17 protein-coding genes and 2 pseudogenes are annotated in these 16358 nt (G+C 36.9%); 2 read left to right on the top strand and 17 right to left on the bottom strand.

Features of this window, described 5'->3' with window-relative positions; all coding sequences use genetic code 11:
* Positions 1 to 18: 18 nt before the first annotated feature.
* From ED2_RS16450 to ED2_RS12035, 5 genes are all read right to left on the bottom strand, one after another.
* Positions 19 to 213, bottom strand: coding sequence for a type II toxin-antitoxin system antitoxin SocA domain-containing protein (locus tag ED2_RS16450; protein ID WP_081606634.1), 195 nt, complete (start codon positions 211 to 213; stop codon positions 19 to 21).
* A gap of 206 nt (positions 214 to 419) precedes the next feature.
* On the bottom strand, positions 420 to 797 hold the full coding sequence (locus tag ED2_RS12020; protein ID WP_005878223.1) for a pyridoxamine 5'-phosphate oxidase family protein: 378 nt from the start codon (positions 795 to 797) through the stop codon (positions 420 to 422).
* 759 nt (positions 798 to 1556) lie between these two features.
* The gene (locus ED2_RS12025) at positions 1557 to 2099 is read right to left on the bottom strand and encodes a PBECR4 domain-containing protein (RefSeq protein WP_002301358.1); all 543 of its coding nucleotides are present in this window, start codon (positions 2097 to 2099) and stop codon (positions 1557 to 1559) included.
* A 312-nt stretch (positions 2100 to 2411) separates the two neighbouring features.
* Positions 2412 to 2963, bottom strand: a complete 552-nt coding sequence (locus ED2_RS12030; protein ID WP_060789839.1) for a tyrosine-type recombinase/integrase — start codon at positions 2961 to 2963, stop codon at positions 2412 to 2414.
* Between the two features lie 148 nt (positions 2964 to 3111).
* Positions 3112 to 3468: a hypothetical protein gene (locus tag ED2_RS12035; RefSeq protein WP_021150714.1), complete on the bottom strand. Its 357-nt coding sequence runs from the start codon at positions 3466 to 3468 to the stop codon at positions 3112 to 3114.
* Positions 3469 to 3621: 153 nt separating this feature from the next.
* Between ED2_RS12035 and ED2_RS12040 the strand changes: the two genes are divergently transcribed.
* Positions 3622 to 4056, top strand: coding sequence for an RrF2 family transcriptional regulator (locus ED2_RS12040; protein WP_005237713.1), 435 nt, complete (start codon positions 3622 to 3624; stop codon positions 4054 to 4056).
* Positions 4053 to 5444 carry a dihydrolipoyl dehydrogenase family protein gene (locus ED2_RS12045; protein ID WP_005237714.1) on the top strand — a complete coding sequence of 464 codons (1392 nt, stop codon included), beginning with the start codon at positions 4053 to 4055 and terminating at the stop codon, positions 5442 to 5444. Before ED2_RS12040 ends, ED2_RS12045 begins: the two co-directional genes overlap by 4 nt.
* A 374-nt stretch (positions 5445 to 5818) precedes the next feature.
* Here the strand turns inward: ED2_RS12045 and ED2_RS12050 are convergent, their stop codons facing one another.
* The 12 genes and pseudogenes from ED2_RS12050 to ED2_RS12105 all read right to left on the bottom strand — a co-directional run.
* The gene (locus ED2_RS12050; RefSeq protein WP_005875075.1) at positions 5819 to 6097 is read right to left on the bottom strand and encodes a DUF1905 domain-containing protein; all 279 of its coding nucleotides are present in this window, start codon (positions 6095 to 6097) and stop codon (positions 5819 to 5821) included.
* A 268-nt stretch (positions 6098 to 6365) separates the two neighbouring features.
* Complete coding sequence (locus tag ED2_RS12055; RefSeq protein WP_060789840.1) at positions 6366 to 8270, bottom strand: heavy metal translocating P-type ATPase; 1905 nt, start codon at positions 8268 to 8270, stop codon at positions 6366 to 6368.
* Positions 8271 to 8467: 197 nt separating this feature from the next.
* Positions 8468 to 8701, bottom strand: coding sequence for a heavy-metal-associated domain-containing protein (locus tag ED2_RS12060; RefSeq protein WP_003103602.1), 234 nt, complete (start codon positions 8699 to 8701; stop codon positions 8468 to 8470).
* Between the two features lie 147 nt (positions 8702 to 8848).
* Positions 8849 to 9703, bottom strand: a pseudogene (gene lgt / locus ED2_RS12065) (prolipoprotein diacylglyceryl transferase).
* On the bottom strand, positions 9688 to 10026 hold the full coding sequence (locus ED2_RS12070) for a hypothetical protein (RefSeq protein ID WP_002300938.1): 339 nt from the start codon (positions 10024 to 10026) through the stop codon (positions 9688 to 9690). Before ED2_RS12070 ends, lgt begins: the two are co-directional and overlap by 16 nt.
* Positions 10027 to 10253: 227 nt before the next feature.
* Positions 10254 to 10958, bottom strand: a complete 705-nt coding sequence (locus tag ED2_RS12075) for a Crp/Fnr family transcriptional regulator (protein ID WP_005875086.1) — start codon at positions 10956 to 10958, stop codon at positions 10254 to 10256.
* Between the two features lie 144 nt (positions 10959 to 11102).
* Complete coding sequence (locus ED2_RS12080) at positions 11103 to 11675, bottom strand: Dps family protein (protein WP_002292150.1); 573 nt, start codon at positions 11673 to 11675, stop codon at positions 11103 to 11105.
* 535 nt (positions 11676 to 12210) lie between these two features.
* On the bottom strand, positions 12211 to 13401 hold the full coding sequence (locus ED2_RS12085) for an IS256 family transposase (protein ID WP_060789841.1): 1191 nt from the start codon (positions 13399 to 13401) through the stop codon (positions 12211 to 12213).
* 129 nt (positions 13402 to 13530) lie between these two features.
* Positions 13531 to 14073: an LPXTG cell wall anchor domain-containing protein gene (locus ED2_RS12090; RefSeq protein ID WP_060789842.1), complete on the bottom strand. Its 543-nt coding sequence runs from the start codon at positions 14071 to 14073 to the stop codon at positions 13531 to 13533.
* 59 nt (positions 14074 to 14132) lie between these two features.
* The gene (locus tag ED2_RS12095) at positions 14133 to 14501 is read right to left on the bottom strand and encodes a hypothetical protein (protein ID WP_005875099.1); all 369 of its coding nucleotides are present in this window, start codon (positions 14499 to 14501) and stop codon (positions 14133 to 14135) included.
* Between the two features lie 28 nt (positions 14502 to 14529).
* Positions 14530 to 15498: a hypothetical protein gene (locus tag ED2_RS12100; RefSeq protein ID WP_005875098.1), complete on the bottom strand. Its 969-nt coding sequence runs from the start codon at positions 15496 to 15498 to the stop codon at positions 14530 to 14532.
* A gap of 16 nt (positions 15499 to 15514) precedes the next feature.
* Positions 15515 to 16264: pseudogene (locus tag ED2_RS12105) on the bottom strand (conjugal transfer protein TrbL family protein); the annotation flags it as partial.
* Positions 16265 to 16358 lie beyond the last annotated feature (94 nt).

The raw sequence follows: 16358 nt of genomic DNA on the forward strand, positions 1-16358 counted from the left end.
CCACGGGTTCAAGATCTATTACCCATTTTCCTTTAATGATTCGTATAAAAGTGTGTAGTTCAAAGGAACAGGACCATAGTGGTTATGTTCATAGGCTAATCCACTCATAGATACTGTTAATTTTTGAAAACTAAGGAAATCACTGTAGAATAATAATTTATTTAGTTTTATTTTAGATACATTTTGAATGGAAGAACACAAATAAACGACCATTTCCTTAAAAAATTCATAATTATATTATTTTTTATTTTCTATGTCAATTCAAATTTCACTAGACAGAAAACTATTTATAGCATCTTTCGAGGAAGTAGGGAAGGGACCTCTCATAAGTAATTCGTCACGTCTTCTTTGTAATTTTAATAAAACATCCTCTTCATTACGATATAGTCATTTATAATAGTCTAACTTTCAATAAGAGATTAAAGCAATTGCTTTTGAGATTCTACGGTGACTTCAAGTAATTTATTCATAAAAGGATAGTCCTCTTTCATTCGGTCAAACTCGTCACCAGTATCCAGAAAGCGTGCCCGTCCTTCAATTAAGAATCCTGTTCCTTGATACCCATTGAACCCTTCAACTTCTCGACTCCCTAGAGTCAAGATAACGTTGTCATTCTTAACCATATCCTCTTGAACGCTTGTAAATCCAGCTATTGGCGCTAAAATGCGTTCATCATCAGTTATACGTAAAAATGAATTCCATGTACAACGAACATGTGGGGTCTCACCGCTTCCCCATGATGTAACAGAAACCACACCCTCGTGCTGGATAACTTTGAAAAAATTTTCACTTAACATATTTCGCCTCCTATATTAATCTATCGTATTTCATAGGAATCATACCACTAAAAGAACATATGTTCAATGGTAGTGTTGGTTGGAGAACCCCTTGGGCTAAGTTGGACCAGGTGCCACACATTTAATCAATGGTTTTTATGAAGCTCGTGAAGATATTCAACCGGTTCTTGCAATCTTGAGTTCCTGTGTATTAAAGGAGCAAAACATGGACGCAATTCTAGATATGAACCAAATCGAATTAGTTAAAACGTATAATTGATTCCTGCTTTTTTTGATGCAGAAAAACATAGCATAGAGGAGGAATATACCTCCTCGTACTCATAACTTAAGATTAATAACACTAAATTAACAGACTATACGTAGTGTCTATTTGCTATGACCATATCTTATATCCATAAGTCAACTCAGCCGGACTAAAAGGGCTAATCTTACTAGAACATAAGCTGCACTTGATATGCAAATTAACCCTGAATCGGAAGGGTGCTTAAATTGGATATTAACGGAGGGATAAAGTAAAATTTATCTCTAGGGAATGTTTAGAAAGGATCCAAGTTCCTTAACAAGTGACAATTAGTAATGTAGTAACAACGATAGATTGTATGCCGAACATTTCAATTTGATACGTATAAAAGACGATTTCAAGCTCATCCGTGATAAAATAACCCACATGAATGATTTGAAATCGTCTTAAAATGCTTTATTTTATAACCCAAAATAGAATAATTACTTCAAAATGACGTCGCATATCACTATTAATGATTAATCGATGACTTCCATAATCATTTTAAGTTCCCCGGATGTTAAATCCTCGCTAAAAATGCCAGTAACTTTTTGTCCAGGTCCAATTTCCTTTGATGATAGGTTTAACAAAGAGATAGGGATATAGATTAATCCGTTTTGTTTCAAAGACAGAGCCAATATTTTTTTCCTTGTTCGAATAGCTGCATCATAGCGAAGAGAAGAGTAAACACCTCTGCCAACAATAGAAATATGCTTCCCCAATAATAAATCAAGGCTACCTATTACTTGTAATTTCTGAAAGGTCGTCCCATCCGTTTTGATTTGAATATCCTGTAAATTTATTTTCCTGTCTAAGGCATCTTGAAAAAACAAGTGTGTGCCTCTGCGATAATCAATGCCACAGAGGTGCATAAAATTAGTTGTCGAAAAAATAATCGCTACCGTTGAGACTTCTCCGACAAAGGATACTTTTTTATCTACAAAATGTTCTTGTAAGAGATGGGCAGCCTTATAAATCGCGTTTAACTGTCTGGTAATTTGGGTTGTCTCTTTTATAGACATGCGTTTGTATTCTTTTTTTGCCACGTGCGAAGAATGCTCCTTTTTCCCAATAAAAAAAGCTGCTCAAAAGAGCAGCCTTTTATACAGGTTTAGTTTTGGTGCTTGCCACCCGCCGGACCCTTACGTTCCGGATTTGTATCGAGTTTAGTTTTGGTGCTCGCCACCCGCCGGACCCTTATGTTCCGGATTTATATCAAGTTGACTATGAGCCTGCTCTCATTTGTATATATAATATACCAAAAAAAGGTTGATTTGTCCAATACTGTGGGTGATTATAACCGTCTTACTGTGCTTATCTATTATATAATACAATCAAAAACCTAACCGAAAATTTAATAACGTTTCACTGATTTCATCTTCATTAATTCCGATGTAGCGTTTGGTAATCTTCTCGCTGCTGTGACCAAAGATTTCCATTAAGGTGGCCACGTCTTTGGTTTTCTTGTAATAGTGGTAACCAAAGGTTTTTCGTAGGGTGTGGGTGCCGATATCGTCCCTTCCTAACAGCTTCGCGACCTTTTGAAACATCTGGTAGACCGTATTGACTTCTAAATGGCCGCCCTTAGTACTGGGAAACAAGTAAGCCTCCGGATCTAAGGGTGCGGTATAGCCGTGAATCAAGTCCTGTAAGCTGCTTAAGTATAAAATGCGTGTTTTCCCTGTCTTTTGCTCCACGATGCGCGGTTTTTTTGAGGTAATCACGTCTTTTTTCTTGAGTTTGACGATGTCGGACATGCGCAGACCGCTGTTAATTCCAATTAGAAACAAGAAAACGTCACGTTCCGCATTTTTATTCCGTCGCAGGCAAAATAAAAAATCATTAATCTCCTGTTGCGACCGTAGTGGCTGAACATTATAGCCCATGACAATCCCTCCTTTTTAGTCTGTTCGAATACATGATTATAGTTATTATAACACGAAATCGTGTGTTTAGGGGGAGTAAAAAAAAAGAACCCTATAGGGATAGGATTCTTGATACATGATTTTATACAATTTCATGTATTAAGATGATTTAGAAAACCGACAGTACGCCATACATTAAGAAAAACTCAATAAGAGCTCCTACTATCGCCAAGCTAGATTTTTCTAAGTTCATTCTCTTCCTGTTTTGTGTTTTCGGATCATTTCTTACTTCTCTATTGTCCATATAATCTAAGATTTTTTTATAGGTTTTTAGATTTTCTTTATCTTGGATCTTTTGAAGTTTAATAGCAGCATTGACCATGATTACTATAAAAGTAACTGGCAAAATCAAAGAAAAATCGCCCCAGTATTTAAATAAGGATGCAGTAATGAGGGTTAAAACAAATGATCCTATAATAACCAACATTAATTGATTCATCTTAGCAATAGTTACTTCTCTTTTCATCTTATCGTCATCTCCTTTAATCAATTCGTCTAAGGAGATATTAAAATAATTGCTTAAAAGTAACAGACTTTGTAGATTTGGATAACTTTTAGGTGTATACTTAATTTAGATAAAGTAACTTTAAAATTTACTTTTTAAAGAAGGTGAATAATTTTGAGTGAATTTACGATTGCAGTACATGGGTTGGTCTATTTAGGTCATAACAATTCAATTTTTACCAGTGAAGCATTAGCTGAGAACATTTGTACGAATCCAGTTCGTGTTCGCAGAGTTCTGGCAAAATGCCGAAAAAAAGGATTAGTTCAAACAAAAAAAGGTGTGCATGGCGGATACTTTCTAACCGATAATTTAGAAGCTATCACTTTAAAAAATGTTTATGAGGCGATAAAGATCCCAATTATCCAAAATACTTGGCATTCAGGTTATATCAATGAACAATGTATGATTTCGTCTGGTATGTCAGAAGCTATGGATGATCTTTATGATGAGCTGAATAAAGATGCAGTAGCAAAACTAGCAACTATTACATTAAAAGATATGGAAGTAAAATTATATGCAATACAAAATGAGAGGGGCACTAAAATATGAATGAGTACACTACAGACGTAGCCATTATTGGATTTGGTAAAGCAGGAAAAACATTAGCAGGTGCTTTAGCTAAAAAAGGAAAAACCGTCACTGTGATTGAAAAATCAGCTAAAATGTATGGTGGAACTTGTATTAATGTGGGATGCTTACCGACTAAATCGTTGACACATAGTGCAAAAATTATTGATCAATTATCAGAATTTGGCATTGAGCGAAATCCTGAGATTAACAACCAGTTTTTCAAACAAGCCATGGACTATAAAACTGAATTAGTAACCAAATTAAATAAAAAAAACTACCATAAAATTGCTGATTTAGATAACGTAACAGTCTTAGACGGTTTTGCTCACTTCAAAGATGACCATACTTTGTTAGTGGATACAGATACAGAAACGCTACAAGTTACGGCTGCTAATATCATTATTGGAACTGGATCTACGGCTGTTATTCCAGATTTTGAAAACAAGCAAAACAGTCCACACATCCACACAAGTGAAGAAATTTTAGAGCTAACAAATCTGCCAAAAAAACTAGGTATTATCGGAGCTGGTCCAATTGGATTAGAATTCGCTTCTTATTTTGCTGAATTTGGTTCTGAAGTAACCGTTTATCAATTCAATGACTCATTATTGCCACGTGAAGATAAGGATGACGCAGCAGCTATTTTGGAAAGATTAGAAGAATTAGGGGTAACTATTGAATTTAACGCTCAAGCTAAACGTGTTCAAGATACGGATAATGGTGTACGTTTAACATTTGAACAAAACGGCGAAGAAAAATCTGCTGAATTAAATGAAATTTTAGTTGCTACTGGCCGTATTCCTAACACAAATAAATTAGATATTGAAAAGGCTGGCGTGGCGCTCGGCGCTCGTGGAGAAATCAAGGTAAACAAGCACTTGCAATCTTCTGTTGAACACATTTGGGCAGTGGGCGACGTTAAAGGTGGACCACAATTCACTTATATTTCTTTGGATGACTACCGTATTGTTTTGCCTCAATTGCTAGGAGAAGAATCCAACTATAATTTAGAAACGCGTCGTGTTTATCCTACAGCAACATTTGTGGATCCAACATTTGCACGGGTAGGCTTTAATGAAAAAGAAGCAACTGAAGCTGGTAAAAATTATAAAGTTGCTAAGATGCCCGTTGCTGCTGTTCCTAAAGCTCAAGTATTGCGTGAAACAAGCGGCTTTTTGAAAATATTAGTTGATCCAGAGACTGACCTTATATTAGGCGCAAGCTTCTTCAGCTACGAAGCTCACGAAATGATCAACTTAATTGCATTAGCAATTAATGAAAATATTTCATATAAGAGTTTACGAGACGGTATTTATACTCACCCTACAATGAGTGAATCCATGAATGATTTACTTGAAATGATTTAACTTAAATTTAACCACAAAAGAGGCTGGGACAAAATAAAATGGACCTTATAGAGATCTATTTTTCAGAGTCCACTCTATAGGAGTCATTTTACACTATTCACCTCCTATTCATTATTACTTATAACAGATAAGAGGTGAATATCATGCCCTCACTAGACGTTTATGTACCAATTAATAACTCTATTTTAGTACTTGTTGAAGAAATAAAAGAGTGTCTATAAAATCGTATAAACTAATTTATATAAGAGATTCCGGAAAACATCGTGTGCGATATAAAAATAAATTCTATCAAATATAGAACTTACCCAAATCTTTAAGCCCATCATAGCGTAAGTTTCATATCTAAAAAGAGAAGATTGGATTTATTGAGTAAATTAATCATGCAAATATAACATTACCGTTACTATATCGCCACCGCTTTTCCCTATCGCGTCTCTAATTTCCTTATTGATTGAGATGATCTTATCTTCATCTTTCCTTGGAGCCAAATAAATGTTTTTCACTTCAAAATCGTCAATTGTACCAGATACTTTTAAATGTCCCCATCTCCCTTTATTATCAGCTGTTCCTGGTAGTCTAAGGTGATAAGTCCATGATCCAAATCCCTCTTTGTAATGTAATTTGAGTTTCTGATTGTCAATTATTTTTATCATTTAAATAGCCCCATTTCTCATTCACTTTATCTATAGTTATGATACATGAAACTATCTAATTTCATGTGTTACAACTTAATAGGAATTTAAATTTTATTATTAGATTTTTTAATCATTTACACGAAAATTAATTTTATAAAGAGCATACTCTATACTCTTATTTTTTTTCAAGAACTCAAAAAAGCGGAAAATCCCAGATTTAAAATTTGAGTTTCCGCTTTTGTCATTTCAAGGATGGACTATTGTCTCAGCCTCTTCTAATTTATTCTTAAGATATTTTTACTTTCTCTGCAGGTGCTGATACTTCTTTTTGTTCTTTTCGACCTTTCAACTTATACTTCATTAATCTCATGCCATTGAAAATTACCACCAAGATACTACCTTCATGAACCAACATTCCGATAGACATATTCATCCATTCGCTGAAGAAGACGCTGGTCAACAAGACCAACACTACTCCAATTGAAATCACGATATTTTGTTTCATATTATTTGCGGTGGCTTTTACTAATCCTAATGCGTGAGGCAAGTTGCTGAAGTTCGAGTTCATTAAAACGACATCGGATGTTTCAATCGCTACGTCCGTTCCGCTTCCCATTGCGATTCCAATGTCTGCTAAAGCTAAGGACGGACTATCGTTAACGCCATCTCCAACAAAGGCTACAATTTGACCACGTTGTTGAAGTTTTCCGATATAAGCCGATTTGTCTTCCGGCAACATGTGGCCGTGAGCTTCGGTCAAACCAAGTTCGCCGGCGACCACATCAACGGTTCCTTGGTTATCTCCTGAAAGAACGACTAGATTTTTCACGCCCAAGTCTTTTAATTCCTGCAAATTAGCTTTCACACCCGGACGGACTTGATCGCGAATGCCCATCAGTACTTTTAATTCACCGTCGACCGCTGTCAAAACGAGAGAGTTCCCTTGTTGTTCAAACCGTTTGACATCTTTTTGCACTTTTTTGCTGAGAGTGACATTTTCTTTTTCCATCAAGGCCACATTCCCAACAGCCACTCTATGTCCAGCTACACTTGAAACGATTCCTCCGCCTTTCACGACTTCAGTTCCTTCAACAGGATAAAAATTTGTTTCTCCAATTTGATTTAAGACCGCTTTTGCTAATGGATGATCTGATTCCCGTTCCACACTGGCCAGATAGCCAAGCGTTTCAGCAGAATCTTTTTCATACAGTTCAGTCGCTGCAACGGTTGGGTTTCCGACAGTTAAAGTACCTGTCTTATCAAATACAATTGTATCCACATTGCTGAAGTCTTGAATGACTTCACTCCCTTTTAAAAGAACACCGTTACGAGCACCATTCCCAATACCGGCAACGTTTGAGACAGGCACTCCGATAACTAATGCGCCTGGGCAACCTAGAACCAAAATGGTGATTGCTAACTCAATATTTTGACTGAACGCCCATACAACAATTGCCAGAACCAAGACAGCTGGTGTGTAGTATTTAGAAAAGCGATCAATGAACCGTTCCGCTTCGGATTTAGAATCTTGTGCTTCTTCCACGAGTTCAATAATTTTTCCAAATGTGGTGTCCTCACCAACTCGGTCAGCTCTGATTTGAATCGTTCCGTTTTCTAAAATGGTTCCTGCAAAAACTTCTGCATCAGCTAGCTTGTTGACCGGAACAGCTTCACCTGTAATGCTAGCTTCATTGATATGCCCTTCACCCGTAAGGACTGTACCATCTACTGGAACTTTCGCACCCGTTTTAACGAGCAAGATATCCCCTTCATCTACATCATCCACTTCTACTTCTTCAAATTCGCCATTATCCATTTGTTTCAAGGCGCTTTCGGGTGCCATTTCAGTCAATTCTTTGATAGCAGATCGCGTTTGGTTCAATGTTCGTTGTTCCAAGTAGTGTCCGAATAAGAATAAGAACGTGACAATAGCCGATTCTTCATAATTTTGAATAAAAAGCGCACCAATCGCTGCAATACTGACTAAGACATCAATACTGATGACTTTGACTTTCATTGCTTGAAACGCTTGAATGGCAATTGGCGTAATCCCAAAGACAGAGGTGATGATCAAAGACCACTCTGAAAGTCCTACGTTTTCTAAAACAAAGTGACTGAAGAAACCGAGTACGATTAACAATCCACTGATGACGGTGATAACATTTTTCTTGCTTAATATATATTGTTGCATGCTTTTTCCCTCCAAATTTAATTTCTCTTTTATTGATAAACACAGTATAAGATAATTGCCTAAGTAATTAATTGACTGACATCAAGTTTAGAAAGTTCTCTTTTATCGTTTCTAAGCACCTCGAATCGGATTGCAACAAAAAAAGCAATCCTGGAAAAATAGCTTTTCTTCCAGAATTGCCTAGTTCATTTAATCAGTTAAGCGGCCTTGACTTTTGCTTTAAGGACCGGATAGCCTACGTTTTCGATAGCTTTTTGAATCTCTTCAATCGAAGTGACAGCTGAATCAAAATTGGTTTTGACTTTGCTGGAGTTGAATAATACTTTAATGCTGTCTTTATCAATACCGTTAACTGATTTCACGGCACCTTCAATTTTTTGCATACAACTTGGACAAGACAACGTTTCTAATTGCAATATAGCTTTTTCCATAATTCCTATCTCCTTTATGTGTTTTTATTTTATCGGCAGCAGATTAATGAACACTGCCTTTTCCTTTTTACAACTGTAGTATAGCTCACTTTTAGCAAACGAAAATTGACACATATCAAGTTTTGCACTTCTTTTTATCTTTTTTGCTCAATTCACCATCTTAATAGTCTTTTTCTGCCCCTTATTGCCATCAGAATAATAAGAAATTGGTGGATAATCTTGTCTGCGTATAAACCATACTACAATCGCGCCAATAAACAGGGCCAGAGACAAGGCTTGCGAAACGCGGATCCACTCGCCAATCCATAAACTGTCCGTTCGCATACCTTCAATGAAGAACCGACCCACTGAGTACCACAAAACGTAACTCAAAGCGACTTCTCCTTGACGCAAAAGCTGTTTTCGGTTCCGTATAGTGACGATGAGGACAAAGCCCAACAAACTCCACAATGACTCGTATAAAAAAGTCGGATGGTAGTAGGTACCATTGATATTCATTTGTTCAATGATAAATTCAGGTAAATAAAGATTTTCCAAGAATTGACGAGTAACCGGTCCACCATGAGCTTCCTGATTCATAAAATTGCCCCAACGACCAATGGACTGGGCTAACAATACATTGGGCGCTAAAATATCAAGAACGAGTGCCAAAGAAGTACCTTTTTTCTTTGCATACCAATATAGCGTACCCCCTCCTGCAATCAATCCCCCATAAATCGCAATGCCGCCATTCCAAATCGCAAGGATTTGTCCTGAATTTTGCAGATAATAACCAAGTTCAAATAACACATAATAAAGCCGAGCGCCGAGGAGTCCAATCGCAATTGCCCATAAGGCCATATCGATAATGGTATCCTCTTCCAGTCCTTTTTTCTTTGCTTCCTTGGTGCTCAACTGGAGAGCCGCTAATATGCCCGCTGCAATAATGACTCCATACTAATGAATCACAACAGAACCAATCTCCACCACATGGGGATTCAAAACGCCTAATACGAATCCCATTCTATTTGCTCCATTTCTTCAATTTTTCGCGTCATTCTAGTCATGGTGATGCTGAACAAGATTCCGGCTAAGCTCCATGGAAACCAAACAGTGAATACACTTTTATCTCCCTGGTCACTCGCTTCGTAATACGCCACTTTTCCGTGTCCGATTACGCCGGCTCCTTTTACAACTTCCTCTTCTTTTTCCATAGCTAACCTATCTGCCTCAACAACGTTAGACGTTTTTGCTTCGCCGCCAATCGTGTTCTTGGTGAAAGGGACGACAAAGAATGCACCCGCTGCTGACAACGTGATGGCAACTATCACCCAAAAACAATGCACATTCACCCTACTTATTTTTACGTTTTGTTCGACAACCCTATCTTAAAGAAAAATAAAACAAAAAAACTTGAGGGTTATCATGTTTGTGCTTTTATTTTTCCAATGAATGAAGGTCGTTCTGTCTTAAAAAAGCCAAAAACGGACAGATGGAAGCAAAAGCACTGAGTTCTGTCCCGTTGTTAATGAAGAGCGACAGAACACCAACGTGTAGAAAAAAGTGTGTCCGATTATTCGCTGTAAAGCAATAAATCATCTAAATCCTGAATCTTGATCCTTTTCCCAGACAGCTGTTGAATCAATCCCTCGTCCTCCAATTCTCCAAATTTGCGACTGATGGTCTCAGGTGTCGTTCCTAAATAGGAAGCAATGTCCTTTTTTGCCATCGGCAGGGTGATGGTGGGAGAGTTGCCCATTTCAGGTTCCACATTTTCTGCCAAAAACAAAACTAAACGGGTAATGACACTCTCCACGGCTACTTGTGTCGTTTGACGTTCTGAACTTTCTAACCGTTTAGACATTTCCGCCAATAGTTTTAAAGAAATAGTTGGGTATTGTTCCAGAAAATCTTGGACATCTTTTTGCTGAATCATACAGACAACGGTATCTCGGGTTGCTTCGGCATATTCCTCGTGTACTGCATCCGGGTTGAACAAGGTCCATTCTCCGGTGAAATCACCAGGGTTCAAGATCCGCACTAGCTGCTCTTTGCCAGAGTCTGCCAATCGATAAATACGGATTTTCCCACGATTGATAATATATAAAGTATCCTCTTTTTCTTGTGAACGAAACAGAAACTCTCCTTTTTGATACTGTTTCGTGTGGGCTTTTTCAGCAATGTAATTCATCGCGCTATCCTCTAAGTGATTGAATATTGGAACCAAGCGGATACAGGCTGCGTGGTCGCCAATTTCATGATGGGTATGTTTAGTCAATTCATTCTCCCCCTTTATTTATTTTGTTTATATTCGCTGCTTTTATTATATAAGTCTCTTACTACAAAAAAATTGATGCACATCAAGAAAATGGAAAAAGGACTGGAAAGAATTCCAATCCCTAAATCAGCTTCTACTTTTACCTTAATCTTCATCCTCATCAAGAGCGTCATCATCTTCTAATGCTTCTTTACCAATGAACGCTTGCAGCATCCAAATGTTCTTGTCTAAGTCATTTTTAAAAGCAATCAATGTATCTTCTAAAGCATCGTCACCCTCGTCTTGAGCTAAACGAATCGCGCGAATAGTTAGGTCACGAGTGCTTCTGAAGTCCTCGATAATATTTTCAACCATGTCTTCTGCTTTAGCGTATTTATTAACTGCATCTTCCGAAAGCATCGAATATTTTTCAAATTCAACCGTTGTCGAAGCAGGTTTATGCCCAGAAGTAATTAGACGCTCCGCAAGTTTGTCGAACCATTTTTCATTTTCGTTATACAACTCTTCAAATTTTTCATGCAACGTAAAGAAATTGGCTCCTTTTACATACCAGTGATATTGGTGCAGTTTCACATGTAATGTATGCATGTTGCCTAAAAGATGATCCGCAATGGCCGCTGCATTAATTTTCGTATGATGAACATGTTCCTTGTGTTCTTGTTCTTCTTGCAATCTTTCTTGGGGTGTTCTTTCTTGAGTAGCTTTATTTTCAGTCATGATTTATTCCTCCTATAATTTTGGTTTGTTTAAAATAGCTTTCTTTGATTCCTCCTTTTTCTTTACTGAATTTAGTATAGGATAGATTTCCGTTAAAAAGATTGACGCTCATCAAGAAAATTATTTCTTAATAGACGCCAGGCTTCTCTATTAAATTCAACTGAAATAATCAAAGGAATGAAGTCGTTCCCTCCAAACAAAAATTTCATTAAAGTAGGGCCTAAAAAAAGAATAGCAACTATACTTTGTCAAGAGACCTGACTGCTATTTTTTTGCTTGTTATTCTTCAATTACCAAATGTCTTGCCTTGCAGTATATTTAATACTCTTTCTCACTAGTGTTGCATGCAACACTAGTGAGAAAGAGTATTAATAAGATTAACCTAGAAGAATAACTTTACTTTATTTATGTCATACCATAAATAAAAATTGAAAAGAATTTTTTTATTTATTTTTAGTAGATCGATTAATAGGAGTTTTAGCTTGGGAGCGTCAATAATTTTGTGTAAATGGTTCTTTCCTACTGTAGATTGTTTCTAATTCTCCATCGGTTGACTCAGCATTTGTTCGAGCTCGCCTTCGGCCTGTTGGAAACCTTTATGACTGCGACCTAGGAATTTTTGGTTGTAAGTATCAAAAGACGAGACTAAGAAACGTTCCATCGACTCTTCATTTTGGAACTGTTCCTTGCGGTGGCTGTATTTCTTGATTTGCTTATTAAAGGATTCAATCAAGTTCGTAGAGTAAATAGTCTTGCGTATGGCTAATGGGAAATCATAGAAAGTGAGCAGGTAATCGTTCGAAAGGATAGATTCCACCATTTTTGGATAGCTGGTTTTCCATTTTTCCGCAAAAGCACCACGTGCTTCCAATGCCGCCTTTTTAGATGACGCTTGATACACCATTTTAAAATCATCACAGACTTCCTTAGGATCATCGACACGCACTTTGTGACTGATATTACGGGAAACGTGCACACAGCAATGTTGAAAACGGGCTTTGGGGTAGAACCGCTGCACGGCCGCTGCCATCCCCTTTAAGCCATCCGTGATGAAAAGGAGGACGTTTTTCACGCCACGTTCCTGAAGGTCTATTAAAATCTCTTCCCAAATCGTGATAGATTCAGTTGGTGCAATCGCATAGCTCAACACTTCCTTTGAACCGTCCGGGCAAATGCCAACTGCGATATGAATGGCTTCCTTGGCGCCGGTTTTCCGCTTTAAAGGGATATAGGTTGCGTCCATATAAATAGCGGCATAACGGTCATGAAGCTCACGTTCCTTAAATGAAGTGACTTCTTCCGTAAATGATTTAGTCATATTGGACATGGTTTGGGGCGTGTAGTGATGCCCATACATTTTCTCAATCAAGTCTGCGATTTCCGACATGGTAATACCTTTTCGGAAGAGGTGAATGACGGTCTCCTCTAACGTGTCATTCGTCCGTCTATAAGCAGGAACAGTCTGTTGCTTGAACTCGCCGTTGCGGTCGCGCGGAATCTGGAGATGAAGTTCCCCGTACTCGGTCTTGACCGTACGGTCATAGGAGCCGTTACGAGAATTACCCGTGTTAAAACCAATGCGATCGTACTTTTCGTAATCGAGGAAAGCCGTTAACTCCGTTTTGAAAAGCGTATTGACAGCTTTTTCCAAATGGACACGGAATAATTCATTCAAATCGCCTTTGTTCGCTAGAGTCTTTAGAATTTCTGTAGTAAAATCGTTCATATGGAAGTCCTCTTTTCTGTGAATGTGTTGTGGTAACTCTATTCTACAGAAGGGACTTCCTTTTTTCTATTTACACAAAATATTTTACACTCTCGTAAAACTTGCGACCATGCTTTTATAAATACTTAATTAGATTATCTTTTTAAAAATGAATGCTGATCCTAATACCATTAATGAACCTAGGACAGACAATGCAATATTTTCTGTTTCTCCTGTTTTTGGTAAAACTTTCATTTTTCCGTCTAAACCTTTAACTGTAACTGTTCCGTCTTTTTGAACGTCTGCTCCAATTTCTTTAGCTTCAACTTTTTTTGTTGTTCCGTCTGCTAATTGAATGATTGGTTTACTATCTTCAACTGCAACAATCACAACGCCTGTATCTGTATTAACTGGGTTTTCAATTGGGTTTGTGTCTACTGGTTTGTTTGGTACTGTTGGTTTACTTGGTTCTGTCGGCTTGCTTGGTTCCGTTGGTTCTGTTGGATCGACTGGATCAACTGGATCAACCGGATCAACCGGAGTAGTTGGATGGGTTGGTTCTACTGGATCAACTACATCATCAGCTAGAACATTGACACCTGAACTACCTGTTGCTTCGTCCGCAAAACTAACAAGTGGGGCTGATACCAATAGCGCTGTACTAAAAAGTGTTAAAAGGGCAATTTTTTTCATTTTCTTCTCTCCTTAAAAATTAATATTTGTGTACATAAATAGTATATCATGAATATGCTTTATCTGACATTTTTATTCATCTTTTTTTTAAAAACTTCTAGCGATTCTTTCGTTAAGAATAATGTTTTACCTGTATAAATGTGATCGATTCCCTCTAGTCTATGAGGAAACCGTTTATAAATGTGGGCAAAGTATTCATCATTCTTTCCTAACAACCGGCTTGCTTCTTTTGCTGTAATCAATTGCGATAAATCATTATTGGGATTATCAGAGAAAATAATTGTTCCACCAATTTTTCGATAATTAAAATTTTTAAGTATTTCATGTTTGTTGTTACGGTAAGCTTGGGATAGGTAATTTCTATTCTTACCTATCCTTTCACTCATTTCTTTTGCTGTGTAAATTTGATTTAAATTAATTTTTCCCATTGTTTAAGCACTCTCTTTTTAGCGTATTTCAGTTAAAAGAGAAGTCTGTAAGTTTTGGTTGAGTTGTCACAAGAAAGCCGTTTTTAGTTGGTTCAACCTCAAAAGTGATTTTTTGTATTTTACTACGATTGTCTACTGAAACATTTAGAAGGTATTCAACGCTATACCCTTTTTTTGTTTGTTCACTACCATAGTAATTGACACTCTTAAGCGTTTTCCCTAACGCTTTCCAATCGGATATATCTACCTTTTCGGATACATATGTTCTTAAACTTGACTGATAATTTTCTTGATTTTTTTCCTGTGAAAAATAGTAAGTCAAAAAGTATCTTCCAAAAGTATCTATTTTCGATTGAGAAATATCCGTTTCTTTGACACGTTCAATTTGTTCTTTCAATAATTCGCTCTCTTTTTTGACTGATTGAAGTTGTACTTGTTGAATAACACTTATTCCTATCAATAATACAATAAAAAGAGTCAAAATAGATATGAACAAATGAATTTTGGGAACATTTTTCTTGGTTATGGATTCTGATAGTGATTCTTTTCTACTATTCGTTTGTTTTGCTTGGTTCTTTTTCGATATTTCCTTAATAACACTAGGTTCATTTACTGTTTCAGTTGGAATTTCTGTCTGCGGTATTTCTTGGCGTTCATTACTCGTTTTTAACTCCTGACGATTTAATTCTTGCGTATTAAGCGTTGGTTCTGTTGGTTCATTCAAGTAAACTAAAACGTGTTGATCTGTTACTCGATTTAATAACAAGTTAATTACGTCCGTTTCTTTGGTATTTTTTGTATTCAGCGTAACAGACATAATTTTTGTTTGATCTTCTACTCTAAAAATACCTACACGAAATTTAACTGGAATTCCTCGACTTGTCTTTTGTTGTAAATAGTGTGTGACTTCGGATAATTCGCTCTTACTTAATTTTCGATTCAAAAATTGATTTTCTTCTTCGGGAAGAATAATTCGTATTTCAAAATAATAAGACAATCGTTATCCCCCTCTCTTATTTTCTAAACATAGCCATCATTGCTAAGTTTCCAAGCCCGCCACCTTTTGACACTTTGGTTGAATACCACATATTTTGTAGGGCAGACGGTGTTTTGATAATCAACAAGCCACAACCAACCATTAACATAAAGTTTGGTAACGTGTATTTTTCAGCAATCATGAGTGTAATCATGAGTAAGTACAAAATAAGCTTAATAAGCATTGTGAGTGCTTCGGATAACAGTTCTTTGATCCATATTTGAAAGTAATTTTGTTCGTCTGTTAAAAGCGATAAGGCAACTAATGGTGTTAACATAGTCAGTACCAAGAAATCAGCATAAAAAACACAAATCGCCACAAAATACTTGGCAATGGAAAAGGCAAAGAATATCACGAAAACAAAGAAAACAACGGCGCTAACGCCACTATTAAAGAAATTTGATACTAAGAAATTACGCAATCGTTCGCCGATCGTTTCCACATTCAAATCATTAGCGACTTGTTGAATCACATATTCCCCGATTGGTGCAACGATCTTTTTGATAAAAAAGTTCATTGCCCAGGGCAACGTTGCTAAGGCAATAGACGAGTAAAACAACTTTTGAACAATATTAGCGGTCAATGCGTCACCACTCCCATTAGAAGCTTGTATTTGCGCTTCAATGACCTTATACAACACAATACAAATCGCAAAGGTTGTCGTTGCAAAGACAAACACGTTGGTAATGGTACTAATTAACTTTATATTGGGAATATCAAAAGTGGATAGGCTACAATTAACTAGACAGAAAAATTAAGGTGTGTAGACTAGAAGAAAACATACTAGGAGGAATTTTTATGTCTAAGAGAATACGAAGAAC

Source organism: Enterococcus durans NBRC 100479 = LMG 10746 (assembly GCF_001544215.1).
GTDB lineage: Bacteria > Bacillota > Bacilli > Lactobacillales > Enterococcaceae > Enterococcus_B > Enterococcus_B durans.

Excerpts from the sequence above, each read along its gene's own strand:
- ED2_RS12045 (WP_005237714.1), top strand. The coding sequence starts at position 4,053 with ATGAATGAGTACACTACAGACGTAGCCATTATTGGATTTGGTAAAGCA.
- ED2_RS16450 (WP_081606634.1), bottom strand. The coding sequence starts at position 213 with ATGGTCGTTTATTTGTGTTCTTCCATTCAAAATGTATCTAAAATAAAA.
- ED2_RS12030 (WP_060789839.1), bottom strand. The coding sequence starts at position 2,963 with ATGGGCTATAATGTTCAGCCACTACGGTCGCAACAGGAGATTAATGAT.
- ED2_RS12090 (WP_060789842.1), bottom strand. The coding sequence starts at position 14,073 with ATGAAAAAAATTGCCCTTTTAACACTTTTTAGTACAGCGCTATTGGTA.
- ED2_RS12095 (WP_005875099.1), bottom strand. The coding sequence starts at position 14,501 with ATGGGAAAAATTAATTTAAATCAAATTTACACAGCAAAAGAAATGAGT.
- ED2_RS12020 (WP_005878223.1), bottom strand. The coding sequence starts at position 797 with ATGTTAAGTGAAAATTTTTTCAAAGTTATCCAGCACGAGGGTGTGGTT.
- ED2_RS12060 (WP_003103602.1), bottom strand. The coding sequence starts at position 8,701 with ATGGAAAAAGCTATATTGCAATTAGAAACGTTGTCTTGTCCAAGTTGT.
- ED2_RS12085 (WP_060789841.1), bottom strand. The coding sequence starts at position 13,401 with ATGAACGATTTTACTACAGAAATTCTAAAGACTCTAGCGAACAAAGGC.
- ED2_RS12035 (WP_021150714.1), bottom strand. The coding sequence starts at position 3,468 with ATGAAAAGAGAAGTAACTATTGCTAAGATGAATCAATTAATGTTGGTT.
- ED2_RS12080 (WP_002292150.1), bottom strand. The coding sequence starts at position 11,675 with ATGACTGAAAATAAAGCTACTCAAGAAAGAACACCCCAAGAAAGATTG.
- ED2_RS12025 (WP_002301358.1), bottom strand. The coding sequence starts at position 2,099 with ATGTCTATAAAAGAGACAACCCAAATTACCAGACAGTTAAACGCGATT.
- ED2_RS12055 (WP_060789840.1), bottom strand. The coding sequence starts at position 8,270 with ATGCAACAATATATATTAAGCAAGAAAAATGTTATCACCGTCATCAGT.
- ED2_RS12050 (WP_005875075.1), bottom strand. The coding sequence starts at position 6,097 with ATGATAAAAATAATTGACAATCAGAAACTCAAATTACATTACAAAGAG.